Source organism: Roseospira navarrensis (assembly GCF_009601025.1).
GTDB classification, from domain to species: Bacteria; Pseudomonadota; Alphaproteobacteria; order Rhodospirillales; family Rhodospirillaceae; genus Rhodospira; species Rhodospira navarrensis.
Genome location: NZ_WIVE01000142.1, coordinates 1 through 2,044, shown reverse-complemented (window position 1 = coordinate 2,044; position 2,044 = coordinate 1). Strand labels below are relative to the sequence as shown.

Annotated in this window: 3 protein-coding genes; all 3 read left to right on the top strand. The window is 59.9% G+C overall.

Annotation, left to right across the window (positions count from 1 at the left end; genetic code table 11):
- Positions 1 to 86: 86 nt before the first annotated feature.
- Genes GHC57_RS18945 through GHC57_RS18935 form a run of 3 tightly spaced genes read left to right on the top strand, consistent with a single transcriptional unit; the run spans position 87 to position 1,982 of the window.
- Positions 87 to 785 carry a ParA family protein gene (locus tag GHC57_RS18945; protein ID WP_153347199.1) on the top strand — a complete coding sequence of 233 codons (699 nt, stop codon included), beginning with the start codon at positions 87 to 89 and terminating at the stop codon, positions 783 to 785.
- Positions 769 to 1,098, top strand: coding sequence for a hypothetical protein (locus GHC57_RS18940; RefSeq protein WP_153347197.1), 330 nt, complete (start codon positions 769 to 771; stop codon positions 1,096 to 1,098). The genes GHC57_RS18945 and GHC57_RS18940 overlap by 17 nt, the downstream gene beginning before the upstream one ends.
- Positions 1,095 to 1,982 carry a replication initiator protein A gene (locus GHC57_RS18935; protein WP_153347195.1) on the top strand — a complete coding sequence of 296 codons (888 nt, stop codon included), beginning with the start codon at positions 1,095 to 1,097 and terminating at the stop codon, positions 1,980 to 1,982. Before GHC57_RS18940 ends, GHC57_RS18935 begins: the two co-directional genes overlap by 4 nt.
- The last annotated feature ends 62 nt before the right edge of the window (positions 1,983 to 2,044 follow it).

The following is a 2,044-nucleotide window of genomic DNA, read 5'->3' as shown; positions in this document are numbered from 1 at the left end:
CCCGTGCAATCCTGGCATGCATCGCCGGACTTATCTCGCCCAAACAACCAGCATGCATATCTAACGCAAACTGAGCCAAAGAAAAAATGCCAACAATCGTATTTGCCAATTCAGAGGGCGGCGTCGGCAAGACGACCTCCGCTCTCACCATCGCCCAGGTTCTGACCCGAGCCGGTTCGACCGTCTCCCTGTTGGACGCCGATCCCAATCAGCCGATCAAGGCATGGGCGGCCCGAGACCCCGAGCGCTTGCCAGCTTCTCTCGATATCGTTCCCGATCTCGGTGAGACCTCCATCCTTGACGCCATCGACGAGGCGGCTGCCCGCAGCGCCTTCGTTCTGGTCGATTTAGAAGGTTCCGCCAACCTTGCCATGTCCTATGCCATCGGCCGGGCTGATCTGGTTATCGTGCCGATGCGCGGCAGCCAGCTCGATGCCGACCAAACCGCTCGTGTCATCAGTCTGATCCGGAGGGAAGAGCAAGCCTATCGGCGTGTCATTCCCCATGCCGTCCTGTTCACGGCCACGTCGCCGGTGATCCGCTCCCGTGACCTCGCCCACCTTCAGGACGCCATGGCGCAGAACGGTGTGCCTGTCCTGCCGGTCGAGCTCACCGAGCGGGCGGCATTCCGGGCCATGATGCAGTTCGGCGGTACGATCTACGATCTGAGCCGAGCGGAGGCCCATAATCCGGAAGCCGCAATCGAAAATGCCGAGGCGGTCGCCGCCGCCATCATCGACACAATCAAGAAAAACAAGGAGACCGAAGATGGCCGAGCCGCGTAACCGACCCGCCCTCAAACTGGATGATTTTGAACCCAAAGCCGCCAGCCGCAGCGATGTGAGCGCTGCCCGTCAGGCTGCTTCAGAGCTTGGCTTCACCGCCCGAGAGGGGCACCAACCCATGCCGTTTGACGGGCGTTGTTATCGCCGCCCGTCGCCGCGCACAGCACAGCTGAACATAGCGACCCGCCCCGAGATCAAGGACCGGTTCTGGCGGCTTGCCTATGAGCTCGACGTCGCCAGCGGCGAGGAACTGCTGAAACGGATGCTGGAATCATTTGAGCGTGAGCTTGGCAAGGAGCGCACAGCTAAATGAGCGCCCCCAAGAAAACGTCGGATACGGCTTCAGTGCGAGATGCCAGCCTACGGAAGCGCCTCGGCTCCCTTGGAGATATCCTGGACAACGGACCCGGAGATGCTGTCGCGAAGGCCACTGGCGTATTTCGTAAGCCGCCTGCAAACGACAACCAGCCTGATTTCTTTGTCCCGACGATTCAGGACGTCCCGATCAAGGACGGTCTCGACCTGATGGACATCGCTGTCTTCCGTCTGGCCAAAAGTCAGACACGCAAAGGCGACATCATTCGCCACGAGCTGCCCGGCGTTACGATCACCGTGGCCGGCGGCGCCCATGGCATGGCGACAATCATGGACTATGACATCGTGTTGATGATGGTCAGCCATCTAGCGGAGCAGACACGCCTATACCGCCATGGCCGTGCGCCCAAACCTGCTAAGGCCTTTCGTCCCGGAAGCGTTGAGATTTTCAAATTCTGCCGAGTGTCGAAGGGCGGAAGCTCCTACGACAAGCTGGCAGAGGCGCTACGCCGCCTTCAGGGTACGTTCATCGAAATCGCTCAAACGACCGGAGCAAAGAAATCCCGCCGCACGGGCTACTTCCCCCTGATCGCAGGTGCCGATGTGATATCGAAAACGGATACCGGGCGGATCGGTACCGTCGAGATCATCATCCCCGACTGGATGTACGACGCAGTGACCATGCACACCAATCCGGAGGTCTTGACCGTTGATCCAGATTACTTCCTGTTGAAGAAGGGCCTGGCACGGTTCGTCTACCGCCTTGCTCGCAAAGCGGCGGGCAAGGGCGAGGCTGTTTATTCATTTGCGACTGTTCACATGCGAAGTGGATCGACGCGGCCATTGAACAAGTTCACGCATGACCTGGGCTGTGTAACCTGATGTCTGGAAATTTTGCACGAGGGGGCGCACCTGCATGCCCATCCGTGGGGCGCGCCCCACGG